This is a genomic window from Rhizobium sp. B21/90, from assembly GCF_019355815.1.
Lineage (GTDB): Bacteria > Pseudomonadota > Alphaproteobacteria > Rhizobiales > Rhizobiaceae > Rhizobium > Rhizobium rhododendri.
The window spans coordinates 1244634-1260002 of the sequence record NZ_CP072162.1; the positions used below are offsets into that span (position 1 = coordinate 1244634).

A 15369-nucleotide genomic window follows, 5' to 3' on the forward strand; every position below is an offset into this window, starting at 1 on the left:
TCCTCAGGCTGGCATCGTTTGGTCGATGATCTTGTCGATGGTCACGGGCAGGTTTCGCTGGCGCTTGCCCGTGGCGTGGAAGATCGCGTTGGCAATCGCCGCGCTGACGCCGACGAGACCGATTTCGCCGAGGCCCTTGATGCCGATGGGGCTTGCCTTGTCGTCGAATTCCTCGACAAAGATCACATCGATATCGTCGATGTCGGCATGGGCCGGCACGTGATATTCGGCAAGGTTGTGGTTCATGATCCGGCCGCTACGGTGGTCCCACATGCCTTCTTCATGCAATGTCATCCCAATCCCCATGACGACGCCGCCGAGAATCTGGCTGCGTGCCGTTTTCGGGTTGAGGATCTTGCCGGCAGCGATCGCACTGACGATGCGAGTGACACGAACGACACCCAGTTCCGCATCGACACGCACCTCCGCAAACACTGCGGAATGGGTGTAGCTGATGAACTTCATCATCTGCATCTTGTCCGGTGCCACCGAGCCGTCGCCCTCGAGAGACGACAGCCCCTCGGCGGCAAGGAGATCGGCGATGGCCGCTCCCTTGGTTTCGTCCGTCTTCAGCACCAGGCGGCACTCGCGGATGACGACATCGCCTATCTTGGCGTCGTCGAGTGGCGATCCCTTGGTCTTCTGTGCCAGCGTCAGGATCTGCTGGATGACAGCCTGACAGCCGGCCTGTACGGCTGAACCCGTGGAGGCGGCTGTCCACGAACCACCCTCGACCGTGGTCGTCGGCAGGGTGGAATCGCCGATCTGAACGACGACCTGGTCCATGGCAACGTCGAAGGCTTCGGCGGCGATCTGCGTCAGGATCGTGTAGGTGCCGGTGCCGATATCGCTGGCTGCCGCTTCCACGACGATCTGGCCATTGCCGGTGTAGCGAACCTTGGCCTCGGCGGGGCTGAGCATCGCGTCCCAGAAGCCTGTGGCCATGCCCCAGCCAACCAGTTCGTTGCCGTCGCGCATCGAGCCTGGCTGCATCTGACGACGGGACCAGCCGAAGCGTTCCGCACCCTGCCGGTAGCAGGCATGCAGCGCCTTGCTGGTCAGCTGCTTGTCATCGTTCTGGTCGAAATGGATGAAGTTGCGGATCCTGAGTTCGAGCGGATCGATGTCGATCTCGTAGGCGAGTTCGTCCATCGCGGATTCCAGCGCGAAAAGGCCTGATGCAGCGCCCGGCGCGCGCATGTCGCCCGGTGTCATCGTGTCGAGCTTGGTGAGTTCGTAGCCCAGCTTGACGTTTTCGCAGCGGTAAGCCAGCCCCGACCAGTTGACGACGACTTCCTGGTAGTCCTCGAACTGCGACGTGCCGGAAACCACGTCGTGCATGACGGATTGCAGCTGGCCGTTGGCATCGGCGCCAAGCGACACTGTCTGCAACATCAGAGGGCGAAAACTGAGATAGAACATTTCGCGACGCGTCAGTTCCAGGCGCACCGAACGCTTCAGCTGCAGGCTTGCCATGACAGCGAGGAAAAGCTGGTGGCGCGGGCGGAGGCCAGCACCGAAGGCGCCACCGACATAGGCGTTGATGACCCGCACGTCGTCCTGCTCCAGCCCGAAGACATTGCAGACGAACTTTTGGGAGTTCTGCGATCCCTGTGTCTTGTCGTAGATGGTCAGCTGCTTGTCACTTTCCCACAGAACGGTGGTGGCAAACATTTCCATTGGGTTGTGGTGTTCGCCTTCCAGCGCGTAATCCGCCGATACCTTGAAGGGCGCCGATGCATAGGCTTCTTCTGCCTTGCCGCGCGGCTTCGGGGGAGGTGCTATGCCGTTTCTCTTGGTAGGCGGCACGTAGCTGTTGCCGCGCTCCGCCTCGATGTCGGTATGCGCCTCGGCTGCCTCGTATTGTACCTTCACCAGCGCCGCCGCATCGCGGGCGGTCTCGAATCGATCGGCGACGACGAAAGCGACGGGCTGGCCGTCGAAGAGGATCTTGTCGGAATCGAGCGGTCGGAAGGGATGGCCCGGGGCTGCGGTATCGTCTTGCCACTTCTTGTCCGACGTGGCGACGTCCATCCGGTTTTCGTGCGTGAAGACCTCCACGACACCGGGAAAGGCCTTCGCGGCCGTGGTGTCGATGCTGACGATCTTGCCGACAGCTATGGTGCTCAGCACGACGGCGCCGTGCAGCAGGCCAGGTTCGGAATATTCCGCGGAATACGTCGCCTGGCCGGTGACTTTCAGCCCTGCGTCGACGCGCGGGACGGGATGGCCGATATGGCGTGTATTAGTGCTCAAGGGGCTCTCTTTCATGCGATCGCCTTTACGGACTGGACCTGCGGGGTTCCGGCAACGGCCTGCCTCAGGGCACGCACGATGGCCTTCTCTGCCAGCGGTATTTTGAAATCATTGCTGCCCTGGCCCTTTGCGGGGGCAAGCAGCGTAGCGGCGAAGGCGCGGAAATCGGCCTCCGAAGGTTGGCGCCCGATGAGCGCGGCCTCGGCTTCCCTGTCACGCCATGGCTTGTGGGCAACGCCACCGAGCGCGATACGGGCGCCGGATACGACACCCGCGTCCATGTCCAGCGATACGGCCACGGATACCAGCGCGAAGGCGTAGGAAAGACGGTCGCGCAGTTTCAGGTATGTGTGATGCGTGGTGCTCGGCTTGCCATCGATCCGGATGCCGGTGACGATTTCGCCGTGCATCAGCGTGTTATCCTTTTCTGGCATATCGCCGGGAAGGCGGTGGAAGTCGGCGAATTCGATGGTGCGTTCACCGTCCGGGCCTGTGACCTCGACAATGGCATCGAGCGCCGCCAGCCCGACGCACATGTCGGAAGGGTGGGTTGCGATGCAGCTATCGCTTGTGCCGAGAATGGCATGGATACGGTTGAGGCCGCCGATGGCGGAACAGCCGCTGCCCGGCTCGCGCTTGTTGCACGGCGTCGACGGGTCATAGAAATAATAGCAACGCGTCCGCTGCAGCAGGTTTCCGCCCGCCGTGGCTGCGTTGCGGAGCTGCGGGGAAGCGCCGGCGAGAATGGCGCTGGAGAGCAGCGGATAGTCCCGCTCGATACCTTCGTGGTAGGCGATGTCGCTGTTGGATGCGAGTGCTCCGATCCGGTATCCGCCGTCGGGCAGCGCTTCGATGTCTTTCAGCTGGAGGCCATTGATATCGACGAGCACGGAAGGGGCGACAACGTCGTATTTCATCAGATCGACGATGTTGGTGCCGCCGGCAATAACCTGCGCACCGGCATTCGATGCGAGTGCGGCAACCGCTTCGCTGACGTTGGCTGGCTTGATGTATTCGAACCGGTTCATTCGGCTGCCTCCCGGTGGTCTTCAAATAGCACGTCTTCGACCGCATCGGCGATGTTGGTGTACGCTCCGCACCGACAGATGTTGCCACTCATGAGCTCGCGGATTTCTGTCCGGTTGTTGGCCTTGCCCTCGTTGACGAGGCCGATGGCGGAACAGATCTGGCCGGGGGTGCAGTAACCGCACTGCAGGGCGTCGTTTTCGACGAAGGCGCGCTGCATCGGATGGAGATTGTCGCGTTCGCCGACACCTTCGATGGTGGTGATTTCAGCGCCGTCACGGGTGACGGCGAGGATGAGGCACGAATTCAAGCGGACACCGTCAATTAGCACCGTGCATGCGCCACATTGGCCGTGGTCGCAGCCCTTCTTCGTTCCGGTCAGATGCAGATCTTCCCTGAGGAGATCAACCAGTGTCGTCCAGGGCGCCACTTGAAGATCATGCTTTTCGCCATTGATGGTGAGGACGACCGGCACCGTGAAGCCGGACGGCGTTGGGGATGGGTTTTGCATAGGAAACCTTTCAGTGGGACAGGGGTCAAACCTCAAAAGGCGCAGTTTGTTCCGAAGACGCTCACCGGTTGCAGAGCAAATAAAAAAGGCGGCCCGCTTGAGGCCGCCTCCCGGATCAATTGCAAAGTTGGTTCAGGCGTTGAGCGCCATGCGTTCTTCGTCCTCGTCGCGCTGACGGCCGCCGACGGCGCCGGCAACCCCGGCGATGAAGGCGCCGACAAGCAGGGACAGGGCTCCAAGAAGAGCGACGACCGATGCGCTCTTGCGAGCCTTGTCGGCTGCCTGCTGTGTGGCAACCTTGGCATCGTCGATACGCTTGAGGACGGTATCGACGCGGGCCTTGGCGTCAGCATCGGAAAGGCCGGCGCGCGAGGCGACCACCTGCTGCAGATAGGTGCGGTCGTCAGGCGAAATACCGCCGTCGGCCGCGCCAGTCAGCAGGATGCGCGACACTTCGGCTGTGACGTTCTCGTTGCTGTCGCTGCCAGGAGCAGCCTGAGGACGCGAAGGCCGCAGCAGTGCATCGGTGTAGTAGGCAGGCGAGAAGGTGCTTGTAGACTGGGAAGCACCCGAGGCAGCAGCGGAACCAGCCGTTGCTGCGGCACCGCCGGCGACAACTGCCGTTGCCTGCGCGCCGGCACCGATGACGGAGCTGACAGCCGAGCTCAACAGGCCGGCGACGACGATCGTTGCCAGTGCCCATGACAGAAACCCATGGGCAGTGTCACGGAAGAAGACCTCGTAAGTATGGACGCCGGTCCATTTCGTGCGAAGCCGGCCGGTCAGGTACCCACCGACGCCAGCCGAAAGCCACTGGATGACGATGAGCCATACAGCGGCAGCGACGCCGACAGTTGCCGCCGACGAGCTTGCGTTAGCCCAAGGAGACACCATCGTCAGGCCAAGGCCGGAGCCCACCAGCAGAAGTATCAGGGTGATCGCCGTAGCGGCTACAGCACCGGCGATAACCGGTGCCCAGCTTACGGCGGAGGCCGACGATTCGACTGGCGCAGCCGCCTCGTAGCCGGTTGTTGGAATGGTCACTGCGACCTCCTATCGAACGAATAGGAGAATGATGATGATGAGCGGAATCGGAATGCCGAGCAACCAAAGCAAAATACCACGACCCATAATAACCTCCTGCCAGATGACTGGCCTTATGCATTTATCTTGAGTTGCCGCAAATGTGGCGCGACCAACCGTTGCAAGAACTAGCAAGTGGAAAGTTGGTTCCTGATTTCATGGCAAAAGTTCCAGCTCGCCTAGTGGCTGGCCCGAATGCGGCAAATTTCCCACGGGTCCGAGTTAACAGCCCGGCAGGCTGAGCAAATTTGTTGAAAATATGGCGATTGCGGGTAAGGTCTGTGCTTCAGGGATTGAAAGCGAGGGCGAGATGACGACAACGACAGACTGGCCCAAGGAAGGCATTCAATCCAGCGATCTCGGCATGCTGCAGGCGGTGCTCGACGCCTGGTGCGTGGACAAGTCTGTCGACATCCACAGCGCCGATGCTCAGGTGGCCGCACGTTCGCTGATCGACTGGTACGAGTTCGGCATCAGCGACCCTGCCGAACTCAGGACCATGCTCGAGGGTTGAACGGCTTACGAAGAACGCGGACGTGGGGCGATGAGGTTGCACGCCATTCTCAGCCCGATCGCGTCGATACAGATGCCGTTTTCCGGCCGGGCTGCCATCGGTGTTGCTGCGTTGACGGCAAACACCTGATCAAGTCGATCGATGTGCATGGGCACAGCTGCCCAGAGGACGGGACGTCCGATGTCTATGATGTGCACTGGCGTTTGCCGGCCCCTGAGCGAGACATCTGCCACCGCCATGCCCCAGGTGACTGCGCCGATCGCCAGGATTACCTGAAAACCGAGATCTGCAGCTTCGCGCGAGGTCATGAGCATGGATCGGGCCTCCCGGCGTGGACTGCAATCATTGCAGCTATTTACCGGGCATCCCTATGCTAGCGCGATTGCTACTTCCAGCCGCTTCCGCCGTAAACCTTAACGCGTAACCACAAGGGAAGAGGGTACGCCCGAGGCGTACATTGCGTCGACGCCGCGCCACCCTATATCGTGAAGATAGCCCGGCAAGGCGCCGGGCACGGTGGAGGAATGCACATGCCGCAAAACCCTATCAAGATCCCTGGACCCGATCACCCCATCTCGATCGAGCAAACGAACGATCATGTCGTCGTTACGGTGGCAGGCAAGACAATCGCCGACACGCGCCGCGCGCTCAGCTTGCGGGAGGCGTCATATCCGCCGGTGCTCTACATACCCCGCGAGGACGTCGACATGACGGAGTTGCAGAGAACCGATCACAGCACCCATTGTCCCTACAAGGGCGACTGTTCCTACTACAGCATACCCGGTGGCGGCGAGCGCTCGGAGAATGCGATATGGACCTACGAGACGCCCCACGAGGCAGTTGCAGCCATAAAGGGCTTCATGGCTTTCTATTCCAATCGTGTCGATGATATTAAAATCACCCCGGCGACGTGACATCAACTGCCCTCACGGAGGCGCGCCGCCGGTGCGCTGCATCAACTTTCATCAGCATGATATTCTAAATAAGGTCTTGAAAGTGAAGCGTAATCGACGAACTGCCCATTGGGGGCTTTCCTAATCCTGATTAATCTATAGACTCGGTCGTGTTAGTTGGCCAACGGGAATACGTTTCGTTACCCATGTTGCCGGCCTTACCGGAGGTCCTCGGACCTTCATAGAAGGAGACAGCCATGACCAATGTACTGCCAGCCCTCCATGACGGGCACGCACCGATCACCCTGCAGCAGCTTTTTCGCGAAGCTATCCATGCTTTCGAGGAATGGGGCGCCGACAGCTCCGAGCCGCTGGTCACCTTTGAAGGCCGGATCTTTCCGATCAGTGCTGCCTTCGAGGCGATGCGGGGTTGCACCGACATCATGCCGAGCAACCTGCTCGGCGCGGTGACCGAGCGTCTCACAAAACCCTGGGAAGGCGAAGGCCCGCTCGACACGATGACATTTTCGACAGCCGCCCGCGTAATGAGCGTCCTGGTGCGCAAGCGGCTTCTGGCCGATGACAGCGCAGTGCCGGTTGCCGCAGTGGCCGAGCGCCAGGCGGAAGATATTTCCGACCGCTAGGTCGGTCCGGGATAGATTGAAAGGCCGCCGGTTTGCAAAGACCGGCGGCTTTTTAGTGTCGTGAAAAGGGCGCTCCCGACCTCTCTGTGCGCTTGGCGATCTTGCACGCGCGACCCATCTGTGAAAATATTCTTCACATAAGAACAATCCGCATGGGCGCCTGCTGGATTTTGCGGCCCGTTAGCGCCAGCGCCCAGTCGCTGATTCCAAGGAGCAGCCGCCATGACGCGTATCACCGATCTCCGCGTATTCGACATCCGCTTCCCGACCTCGCTCAGCCTTGACGGATCCGATGCGATGAATCCCGACCCGGACTATTCGGCGGCCTACGTCATTCTCGAGACCGACCAGCCGGGCCTTTCCGGCCATGGCCTGACATTCACCATCGGCCGGGGCAACGAGATCTGCTGCATGGCGATCAAGGCGATGGCGCATCTGGTTGTCGGCACGGACCTTGCGACCGTGCTTGAAAATCCCGGCAAATACTGGCGGCACCTGACCAGCGACAGCCAGCTTCGCTGGATCGGCCCGGAGAAGGGCGCCATGCATCTGGCAACCGGCGCCGTCGTCAACGCGGTCTGGGATTTGCTCGCCAAGCAGGCGGGGAAGCCGGTCTGGCGGCTGGTCAGCGAGATGGACGCCGAACAGATCGCTGATATCGTCGATTATCGCTACCTGACCGACGTGCTGACGCGCGACGAGGCGGTGGCGCTTCTGAAAAAAGCCGAAAGCGGCAAGGCGGAGCGCATCGCCACCCTCGAGCGGGACGGTTATGCCTGCTACACGACGTCGGCCGGCTGGCTCGGCTATAGCGACGACAAGCTGCGACGTCTTTGCCAGGAAGCGATCGATGCCGGTTTCAATCATATCAAGATGAAAGTCGGCCGCGACCTCGAGGACGATATCCGTCGCCTCACGATTGCCCGCGAGGTCATCGGCCCCGACCGCTATCTGATGATCGATGCCAATCAGGTCTGGGAAGTCGGCGAGGCCATCGACTGGGTGAACCAACTGGCCTTTGTCAAACCGTTTTTTATCGAGGAGCCGACCAGCCCGGACGATATTGCCGGCCATCGCAAGATCCGCGAAGCCGTGGCGCCGGTGAAGGTGGCGACTGGGGAGATGTGCCAGAACCGCATCATGTTCAAGCAGTTCATCGCCGAGGGGGCGATCGATATCGTGCAGATCGATTCGTGCCGCATGGGCGGGTTGAACGAGGTGCTGGCGGTGCTGCTGGTCGCGGCAAAATACGAGCTGCCGGTCTGGCCGCACGCCGGTGGGGTCGGTCTCTGCGAATATGTGCAGCACCTGTCGATGATCGACTACATCGCGGTTTCTGGCACGAAAGATGGCCGCGTGATCGAATATGTCGATCATCTTCACGAGCATTTCCTCGATCCCTGCACGATCAAGGACGCCGCCTACATGCCGCCGAGCATGCCGGGCTTCTCGATCGAGATGAAGCCGCAATCGATCGAAACATACACATTCCGCGGCTGAACGCTTTCCGGCCTGCGGCGGGCCGCGGACGAGAGGAGCGTTCGCGGCCATTGCGTTTTTTCCGTTACTCGCCATGTTGCACTGAAACGCGCCCGGGGAGTGGCGTCAGACGACAGGAGATTATATGCCCACCACAGACCGGCCGCTGGCCATCAGCGCGCCCGAGCCGCGCACGCTCGAACTGATCTTCACGCCCGAGGCGCTTGCGCATCTGAGGGCGACCTACGAGATCGTCGAGGCCGATCCTGAAAACATCGCCGGGCTTGGCGACGATATTCTTGGCCGGGCGCGCTACATCATCGGCCAGCCGCCGCTTTCGCATGAAACGCTCGACCGGATGCCGCAGCTGCGCTGCATTCTCAATGTCGAGAGCAACCTGATGAACAACATGCCCTATGATGTGCTGTTCCAGCGTGGCATCCATGTTGTGACTACCGGTCAGGTTTTTGCAGAGCCCGTGGCCGAGATCGGTCTCGGTTTCGCTCTCAGTCTGGCGCGCGGTATCGTCGATGCGGACGTCGCGTTTCGCGAAGGCAACGAACTCTGGGGCGGCGATGGCAATGCCGGCGCCCGCCAGCTCAGTGGCTCCGATATCGGCATCGTCGGCTTCGGCGATCTCGGTAAGGCGCTGAACAGGGTCCTCAGTGGCTTCAGGGCGAAGATAAAGGTCTACGATCCCTGGATGCCGCGCTCCATTCTCGAGGATTTTGGCGTGCAGCCTGCCAGCCTCGACGACGTGTTGGCGAGTAGCGATTTCGTCTTTGTGGTCGCGTCCGTCACCAGCGAAAATAAGGGCTTTCTCGGCGCCGAGGCCTTTGCCGGCATGCGCAAGGGGGCGGCCTTCATCCTGCTCAGCCGCGCTGACGTCGTCGATTTCGACGCGCTGATGGCAGCCGTCGCCTCGGGCCACATCGTCGCTGCCAGTGACGTCTATCCGGAAGAGCCGCTGGGCAAGGATCATCCCGTGCGCCGTTTGAAGGGCTTCATCCGCTCCGCGCACCGTGCCGGCGCCCTGGATAGCGCCTTCAAGAAGATGGGCGACATGGTCATCGAGGACATGGACCTCATGGACCGAGGCCTGCCGCCGATGCGCTGCAAGCGCGCCGAGCGCGAAACGGTATCGCGGATGCGCTCCAAGCCGGTGACGAAGAACTGAGGGGTTGGATTTAACGTCGGTGCAAGGGCCCCCCTCTGTCGGCGTCGCCGACATCTCCCCCACAAGGGGGGCGATTAGCTGAAGCGCCAGCCGCGCATCGTATCGTCATCAAAGCCTGCGCGTATTTTTGTCAGGCGGCCGGGGAGCTTGCGGTTTATCTCCCCCCTTGTGGGGGAGATGTCACGAAGTGACAGAGAGGGGTCTGGCCTGGAACGACCTGAGTCACTCTGTACCCCCACCGAGCCAAGCCCGCACGATCCCCACATCGTCATCGGTCAACCCGTGCCCATGCGGCACGATCCGGAGCTCGATGTCGGCACCGGCCGTGGCAAGTTCGGTGCGCAGCGTTTCAGCGTATCGCCCGTAGTCGTCGAATTCGCCCGAGATCATCAGCACGTCCACATCACTCATATCAGCCTGCGGACGCTGGTCGAGGACCGGCATCGAACGCAGCAGTACGGCACGGTGGATCACGTGCGGATGCAGCGACAGCATTGCGTTGAGGAGGTTGGCGCCATTGGAATAGCCGAGGTAGACGGTTCTGTGAGGGTCGAGGCCATAGGATGTGATGGCGCCGTCGATGAAGGCGGCGAAGGCTTCGGCCTCGCTGACGATATCGCTCTGGACGAAGGTGAAGGGCGTGAGGCGCAGGAACCAGCGCGGCAAGCCATCCTCTTCGGCGCGTCCGCGGACGGCGAGCAGTGTGGCTCGTGGTGCGATTTTGTTGGCCATCGGCAAAAGGCTGGTTTCGCTAGCGCCGGAGCCGTGCAGCAGCACGATCACGCTGCCGTCGGCGTCTTCGGGCGTATAGAAGCGGTGGACGAAGGGCAGGTCGCGATAGATCACCCTCGGCTCGCCGGGCATTGCAAATTGCGGCATCAGCAACGTCAGTTCGCGCTCCCGCTCGGCATTGCCGGCCGGGAGGAACAGTTTCGTTCCAAGTGTACTGCTCTCCTCGTCAATCAGCATGCCGGGCGTATCGGTCGCGAGTTCGAACAGGATACCGCCGGGCTCGCGGACGTAGAGCGACCGGAAATACTTTCGGTCGTGGACGTTGACGGTGCCCGAATTTGAATCCTGCAGAGTGCCGAGAACGGCCTGCAGTTCTGCATCGTCGCTGGCGCGGAAGGCGACGTGATTGACGGTGCCTGTTCCCGGCGCGCTCGACCAGAAGCCGGCGGCATCCCGGACATCAATGATGTCGCCGGGCTCCGAGACCATGCGGCGGATGTTGCCGGCGGTCGCCTGCGGCCGGTAGCCGAAATGTCGTTCGAGGAAAGACTGCGTCTCCCCGGGCTTCTCGGTAAACAGAGTCGCGCCGCGCAGGCGGCGGATGGCGTGTTCCCCGGGAATGCCGTCCGATGCCCATGGCGTGCCGGCGTGCAATCCGGTGTTCCCGACCAGCTTGACGATCATGCCATCCGGGTCCTTCAGCCGCAGCACCGGTTCGCCGAATTCATCCATGGGCCCTTCCACCTTCAGGCCGAAGGTGAGGGATCGGGTTAGCCAGAAGCCGATGCTGAGGGGATCAATGGCAAGCGAGATCTCGCCGGTCTGTCCGTAGCCGGCGCGGCCGGGCGACCCGTCTTCCCAGACGAGGAAGGTTACCAGCGAGCCTGGCGAGCCGCTGGCGTCACCGTAAAACAGGTGCAGTTGCGTCGCATCCTCGAAACCGCCAGTACGCTTAACTAGCCGCAGCCCGAGGAAGCCCGCGTAGAAATCGACGTTTGCCTGCACTTTGCGGGTAATCAGCGTGATGTGGTGGATACCGGCGACCATCTCTGCTCCAGGGCTCTGCCCGCTTTGCGACCTGAGCTCATCTAGACCGGAAAGAGGGTTGGCATCAATGCGCCCGGCGAGCCCTCAGTGTTCACTGATCGGCGACGGACGCTTGCTCTTGTAGCCGCTCATTTCGGCGCCGGCGGTCTTCGAAAAGCGGGAGTTCCAGATCGTCGCGCTCAGCGAAATCAGCGTGACCACGATGAAGGCGGCTGAAAAGTCGTTGAGTTCGGCCTGCTGGTGATCCTGGATGAACATCGAGCCGTGCAGCGCCAGGGCTGCGACGCAGATGCCGAGCGACAGCATCAGTTGCTGGAAGGTCGTGTAGAAGCTGGTGGCAGCACTCATCCGGTCTCTGTCGATCTCGTCATAGGCGATGGTGTTGTAGGCCGTGAACTGGAACGACATGAAGAAGCCGCACAGCATCAGGATCACGAAGATCAGCGGCATCGGCCAATCCGGACGGAAGGCGGCGCAGGTGCCGTAGCCGAGCGTGCCGATGACGCCGAAAACCATCAAGCTGTTGCGGAAGCCGAAACGTTTCAGCACCTTTGACTGCAGGGCTTTCATGGCCATCGATCCGATGGCAGTTGCGATGACGATCCGGCCGGCAGCGGCTGCCGACATGCCGAAACCTAGCTGCAGCATCAGCGGGATGAGAAACGGTTGGGCTCCCTGGGTAATGCGGGTGAGCGAGCCGGCAATGACGGACGCGCCGAAGCTCGGCACCCGCATCAGCGAGAAATCCATGATCGGCGAGGGGTGCTTCCTGGCGTGTCTGAGATAGGCGATGCCGAACAGCATGCCTATTGCAATCAGCATGATTGCCATGGAGCCTTCGCCGGATCGGCTCGACATCTCGAAGCCGAACAGCAGGGAGCCCAGCGAAATGCCGGACAGTATGAAGCCGGAGAGATCGAACGGACCGTTTGCCGGTCCCTTGACGTCCTCGATGAAGATACTGACGAGCACGAAGCCGAGGATGCCGATGGGCACGTTGATGTAGAAGATCCAGCGCCAGTCGAGATAGGTTACGAACATACCGCCCACCGGCGGTCCGACGATCGGGCCGATCAGCGCCGGCACCAGAAGCCAGGACATGGCCGAGACCAGATCCTTGCGGTCGACGCTACGCATCAGCACGAGACGGCCGACCGGCATCATCATGGCGCCGCCGATGCCCTGGATCAGCCGGGCGACTACGAGGAAGGACAATGTCGGCGCCTGGGCGCAGAGGATGGAGCCGAACACGAACACGGCTATGGCGCTGCGAAACACGGTGCGCGAGCCGAAGCGGTCGGCGATCTTGCCGCTGGCGGGAATGAAAATCGCCAGGCTGAGCAGATAGGATGTCAGCGCGATGCTCATTGCCGGTGGGCTGACGTTGAAGTCGCGCGCCATCGTCGGCAGGGCCGTTGCCAGCACGGTGGCGTCGAGTTGTTCCATGAACATCGAACTGGCGACGATCAGCGCAATCGTACGGAAATTTGGTGCCGCCGGCCGGGAGGCGGACGGATAGGTCTGATCCGACATCGTCGGTTATCGCTCTCGGTGGTGCGGTGGGAGCCCGGGGGCAGACCCGCAAATCTGGTAACGGCGCAAGAGCCGCATTTGAACGGGGCCGGTATACGCCTCGTTTTCCAGCTTTGCTATATGCAATTATGCAGATCAACCCCGCAAAACTAGAAAGGCAGACTTATTTTGCAGACCTGCAACAGTTTTGCCCGGATCTGGCGGGCGACGGCCGGATTTTGCCGGTAGATACCGCGCTAGTAGCCGCTCGCCGTGCCGGAACCGGCCCTGCTGTCCATCGCGCCGTTGTATCGCGCACCACCGCCGGCCGCGATTTCGGCAAGGCTCTTGCCGCCGACCAAGATGCCGGCTGCCTGGCCCCAGATCGGCCAGTCCTTGTCGACCGCGACGTTGTAGCCCATGGCGGCAAGCAGCCGCATCGTGTCGGGTGACAGCGCGTAGGGCTCGGTGAAGACCTTGTCCGGCAGCCACTGGTGATGGATGCGCGGGGCATCGATGGCCTGGCGGATATCCATGCCGAAATCGATGACGTTGACGATCGTCTCGAGCGTGATGGTGATGATGCGCGCACCGCCGGGGCTGCCGATGACCATGAAGGGCTTGCCGTCCTTGGCGATGATGGTCGGGCTCATCGACGACAGCGGCGTCTTTTTCGGCTGGATGGCGTTGGCCTCGCCCTGCACTAGGCCATAGAGATTGGGCACGCCGGGCTTGGAGGTGAAATCGTCCATCTCGTTGTTGAGCAGCACGCCGGTACCGGGCGCAACGACGCCGGCGCCAAACGAGCCGTTCAGGGTATAGGTGACGGCCACGGCGTTGCCGTCATTGTCTATAATCGAATAATGGGTGGTCTCGTGGCTCTCGCCAAAACCCTTCGGCATCAGGTCCCTGGAGACGCCAGCGCGGTAGGGATCGATGCTGTCGCGGATCTGCTTGGCGTAGCCCTTGTCGAGCAGCTTTGCGACCGGGTTATCGACGAAGTCGGGGTCGCCAAGGGCCGCGTTGCGGTCGACATAGGCGTGGCGCATGGCCTCGACCATCAGATGTACTGTTTCCGCCGAGCCGTAACCGAGATAGGACAGCGGATAGCCTTCCAGCACGTTGAGGATTTCGCAGATGATGACGCCGCCGGAGGAGGGCGGGGGCGAAGAGACGATCTCGTAACCCCGGTAATTGCAGGTGACCGGTGCGAGTTCGCGGACCTTGTACTGATCGAAGTCTGCCTTGGCGAGGACGCCGCCCTTGTCCTGGCTCGCCTTGACGATCGCATCTGCCGTCCGGCCCTTGTAGAAGCCATCCGGGCCGTTCTCGGCAATCTGCGACAAGGTGGCGGCGAGGTCCGGCTGGCGCAACTGGTCGCCGACCGCAAACGACTTGCCATCTTGCTTGACATAGATGGCAGCCGCAGCCGGGTCGCGCGACAGGCGCTTCTGGCCGCCGCCGAGTTCGACGACATCGCCCTGGTCGAGCGTGAAGCCTTCCTGGGCATAGCGGATTGCCGGCCCCATCAGCTCCTCGCGCGATTTCGTGCCGTATTTTTCGCGCGCCGTCTCGAGGCCCATGACCGATCCCGGCACGCCGACGGCAAGGTAGCCCTCGGTGCTGGCGCCTTTGACGACGTTGCCCTTGTCATCGAGATACATCGTCTTGGTGGCGGCGAGCGGCGCCCGCTCGCGGAAGTCGAGGAAGGTTGTCCTGCCGTCCTTCAGGCGGATGGTCATGAAGCCGCCTCCGCCGATGTTGCCAGCTGTCGGATAGACGACCGCCAGAGCGTAACCAACCGCGACAGCGGCATCGATGGCGTTGCCGCCGCTTTTCAACACTGCCACGCCGAGATCCGTCGCCAGGTGCTGGGCCGTGACCACCATGCCGTGATCTGCCTTCACCGGTTGCGGGGAAGCTGCAAAGGCCGGCATCACTGCTATCAGGTCGAGCGTCAGGATCAGGGCGGTCAGGGTCAAGCGCTTGGCAGTCAGGTGCATGTCGTCGGTTCTCCGAAACAGGATAAACGCCAGAAGAGCGCTGCCTTCCCCATATGTCCAGTCATAATTGAATCGGAGGTAATGGCGATACCGTCCTGTGGCGCAGGGATGTGAGTCGCTTGAAAATCGGCTGGTGAAAAGCTGTATGGCGGTGCTTGTCGGCAGATTTCAACAATAGAAACGTTATTTCTCACGGGCTATTTATTGCATTTTTACTATCGGTTAACGCTGTTGAAAAAATTTAGTGTGTCTGGACAGTCCCAGCTCTCGCAAAATTTCCAAACTAGGGCAGTCTTGTTTCGAGACAGAACGCGGTTTGCGGGAGGGCGACATGATCGTCACCAGGCTTGAGCAGTGGAAGACCGAGAATCGCCTGCCATTTCTTGCGCGTCCCGCCAAGAAAAGTCCCGTTACCAAAATCGAATGCGTTGGCTGCCACAGCCATTTCTTCCGCTGGACATCCACCGCCGCTGCCTATGGTCGATGCGACGA

At 61.3% G+C, this 15369-nt stretch carries 14 protein-coding genes; 5 read left to right on the forward strand and 9 right to left on the reverse strand.

Annotated features, from left to right (window positions below):
- Window positions 1–3: 3 nt before the first annotated feature.
- The 4 genes from J5278_RS05950 to J5278_RS05965 all read right to left on the reverse strand — a co-directional run bounded on the left by J5278_RS05950 (window position 4) and on the right by J5278_RS05965 (window position 4837).
- Window positions 4–2271 (reverse strand): xanthine dehydrogenase family protein molybdopterin-binding subunit, encoded by a 2268-nt coding sequence (locus J5278_RS05950; protein ID WP_209184547.1) that lies wholly within the window; start codon window positions 2269–2271, stop codon window positions 4–6.
- Window positions 2268–3284 carry a xanthine dehydrogenase family protein subunit M gene (locus J5278_RS05955; RefSeq protein ID WP_209184546.1) on the reverse strand — a complete coding sequence of 339 codons (1017 nt, stop codon included), beginning with the start codon at window positions 3282–3284 and terminating at the stop codon, window positions 2268–2270. The genes J5278_RS05950 and J5278_RS05955 overlap by 4 nt, the downstream gene beginning before the upstream one ends.
- Window positions 3281–3793 (reverse strand): (2Fe-2S)-binding protein, encoded by a 513-nt coding sequence (locus tag J5278_RS05960; protein ID WP_209184545.1) that lies wholly within the window; start codon window positions 3791–3793, stop codon window positions 3281–3283. Before J5278_RS05960 ends, J5278_RS05955 begins: the two co-directional genes overlap by 4 nt.
- A gap of 132 nt (window positions 3794–3925) precedes the next feature.
- Complete coding sequence (locus tag J5278_RS05965; RefSeq protein ID WP_209184544.1) at window positions 3926–4837, reverse strand: hypothetical protein; 912 nt, start codon at window positions 4835–4837, stop codon at window positions 3926–3928.
- A 349-nt stretch (window positions 4838–5186) separates the two neighbouring features.
- Between J5278_RS05965 and J5278_RS05970 the strand changes: the two genes are divergently transcribed.
- Entirely contained in the window at window positions 5187–5390 is a 204-nt protein-coding gene (locus J5278_RS05970; RefSeq protein ID WP_209184543.1) for a hypothetical protein, read from the forward strand.
- Window positions 5391–5395: 5 nt separating this feature from the next.
- On the opposite strand, the gene J5278_RS05975 is transcribed toward J5278_RS05970, so the two are convergent.
- Window positions 5396–5704 carry a hypothetical protein gene (locus J5278_RS05975; RefSeq protein WP_209187553.1) on the reverse strand — a complete coding sequence of 103 codons (309 nt, stop codon included), beginning with the start codon at window positions 5702–5704 and terminating at the stop codon, window positions 5396–5398.
- Between the two features lie 216 nt (window positions 5705–5920).
- Here J5278_RS05975 and J5278_RS05980 point away from each other — a divergent pair, with 216 nt between their 5' ends.
- From J5278_RS05980 to J5278_RS05995, 4 genes are all read left to right on the forward strand, one after another.
- Window positions 5921–6304 carry a DUF427 domain-containing protein gene (locus tag J5278_RS05980; RefSeq protein WP_209184542.1) on the forward strand — a complete coding sequence of 128 codons (384 nt, stop codon included), beginning with the start codon at window positions 5921–5923 and terminating at the stop codon, window positions 6302–6304.
- 236 nt (window positions 6305–6540) lie between these two features.
- Window positions 6541–6927 (forward strand): hypothetical protein, encoded by a 387-nt coding sequence (locus J5278_RS05985; protein ID WP_142830739.1) that lies wholly within the window; start codon window positions 6541–6543, stop codon window positions 6925–6927.
- A 222-nt stretch (window positions 6928–7149) separates the two neighbouring features.
- Window positions 7150–8427: an L-fuconate dehydratase gene (locus tag J5278_RS05990; RefSeq protein ID WP_209184541.1), complete on the forward strand. Its 1278-nt coding sequence runs from the start codon at window positions 7150–7152 to the stop codon at window positions 8425–8427.
- Between the two features lie 124 nt (window positions 8428–8551).
- Window positions 8552–9583 carry a hydroxyacid dehydrogenase gene (locus J5278_RS05995; RefSeq protein ID WP_209184540.1) on the forward strand — a complete coding sequence of 344 codons (1032 nt, stop codon included), beginning with the start codon at window positions 8552–8554 and terminating at the stop codon, window positions 9581–9583.
- A gap of 222 nt (window positions 9584–9805) precedes the next feature.
- Here J5278_RS05995 and J5278_RS06000 read toward each other — a convergent pair whose 3' ends face one another.
- The 4 genes from J5278_RS06000 to J5278_RS06015 all read right to left on the reverse strand — a co-directional run bounded on the left by J5278_RS06000 (window position 9806) and on the right by J5278_RS06015 (window position 15316).
- A complete protein-coding gene (locus J5278_RS06000; RefSeq protein ID WP_209184539.1) occupies window positions 9806–11362 on the reverse strand; it encodes a VOC family protein in 1557 nt (518 codons plus the stop codon).
- An 84-nt stretch (window positions 11363–11446) separates the two neighbouring features.
- Window positions 11447–12895 carry an MFS transporter gene (locus tag J5278_RS06005; protein ID WP_209184538.1) on the reverse strand — a complete coding sequence of 483 codons (1449 nt, stop codon included), beginning with the start codon at window positions 12893–12895 and terminating at the stop codon, window positions 11447–11449.
- 236 nt (window positions 12896–13131) lie between these two features.
- Window positions 13132–14877, reverse strand: a complete 1746-nt coding sequence (ggt, locus tag J5278_RS06010; RefSeq protein WP_209184537.1) for a gamma-glutamyltransferase — start codon at window positions 14875–14877, stop codon at window positions 13132–13134.
- Between the two features lie 283 nt (window positions 14878–15160).
- A complete protein-coding gene (locus J5278_RS06015; RefSeq protein ID WP_209184536.1) occupies window positions 15161–15316 on the reverse strand; it encodes a hypothetical protein in 156 nt (51 codons plus the stop codon).
- Between the last annotated feature and the right edge of the window lie 53 nt (window positions 15317–15369).

Bases quoted from the DNA above. Each gene is read 5' to 3' on its own strand.
- J5278_RS05950 (WP_209184547.1), bottom strand. From the start codon at position 2,271: ATGAAAGAGAGCCCCTTGAGCACTAATACACGCCATATCGGCCATCCC.
- J5278_RS05970 (WP_209184543.1), top strand. From the start codon at position 5,187: ATGACGACAACGACAGACTGGCCCAAGGAAGGCATTCAATCCAGCGAT.
- J5278_RS05980 (WP_209184542.1), top strand. From the start codon at position 5,921: ATGCCGCAAAACCCTATCAAGATCCCTGGACCCGATCACCCCATCTCG.
- ggt (WP_209184537.1), bottom strand. From the start codon at position 14,877: ATGCACCTGACTGCCAAGCGCTTGACCCTGACCGCCCTGATCCTGACG.
- J5278_RS05995 (WP_209184540.1), top strand. From the start codon at position 8,552: ATGCCCACCACAGACCGGCCGCTGGCCATCAGCGCGCCCGAGCCGCGC.
- J5278_RS05985 (WP_142830739.1), top strand. From the start codon at position 6,541: ATGACCAATGTACTGCCAGCCCTCCATGACGGGCACGCACCGATCACC.
- J5278_RS05990 (WP_209184541.1), top strand. From the start codon at position 7,150: ATGACGCGTATCACCGATCTCCGCGTATTCGACATCCGCTTCCCGACC.
- J5278_RS05955 (WP_209184546.1), bottom strand. From the start codon at position 3,284: ATGAACCGGTTCGAATACATCAAGCCAGCCAACGTCAGCGAAGCGGTT.
- J5278_RS06005 (WP_209184538.1), bottom strand. From the start codon at position 12,895: ATGTCGGATCAGACCTATCCGTCCGCCTCCCGGCCGGCGGCACCAAAT.
- J5278_RS05975 (WP_209187553.1), bottom strand. From the start codon at position 5,704: ATGCTCATGACCTCGCGCGAAGCTGCAGATCTCGGTTTTCAGGTAATC.
- J5278_RS06000 (WP_209184539.1), bottom strand. From the start codon at position 11,362: ATGGTCGCCGGTATCCACCACATCACGCTGATTACCCGCAAAGTGCAG.
- J5278_RS05960 (WP_209184545.1), bottom strand. From the start codon at position 3,793: ATGCAAAACCCATCCCCAACGCCGTCCGGCTTCACGGTGCCGGTCGTC.